Origin of the sequence: Rhizobium sp. UBA1881, assembly GCF_002338015.1 — a bacterium.
Taxonomy (GTDB): domain Bacteria; phylum Pseudomonadota; class Alphaproteobacteria; order Rhizobiales; family Rhizobiaceae; genus Rhizobium.
Genome location: NZ_DDHH01000032.1, coordinates 19,361 through 19,710, shown reverse-complemented (window position 1 = coordinate 19,710; position 350 = coordinate 19,361). Strand labels below are relative to the sequence as shown.

Below are 350 nucleotides of genomic sequence, written 5' to 3'. Positions count from 1 at the left end.
GACCTGACGAAGCGTGGCCTCGCCAACGTTCTGCGCACCTGCGGCCGCGACGATCAGCAGGCCGAAGTCGCCGCCAACTACGTCCTGAAGAACTTCAAGGACAAGCGCATCGCCATCATCAACGACAAGGGCGCTTACGGTAAGGGTCTCGCCGACAACTTCAAGGCGACGATCAACGCCGGCGGCATCAAGGAAGTCCTCGACGACGCGCTCTCGCCCGGCGACAAGGATTTCAGCGCGCTGACCACGCGTCTCAAGGCCGAGAAGGTCGACGTCGTCTACTTCGGCGGCTACCATCCGGAAGGCGGCCTGCTCGCCCGCCAGCTGCATGACCTGCAGGTCAATGCCGT

The 350-nt window shown here is 63.4% G+C and carries 1 protein-coding gene; it reads left to right on the top strand.

The annotated features are described in order from the left end of the window. Window positions 1-350, top strand: a 350-nt coding sequence (locus B3605_RS03055) for a branched-chain amino acid ABC transporter substrate-binding protein (RefSeq protein WP_296432201.1), incomplete at both ends; no start/stop codon positions are given.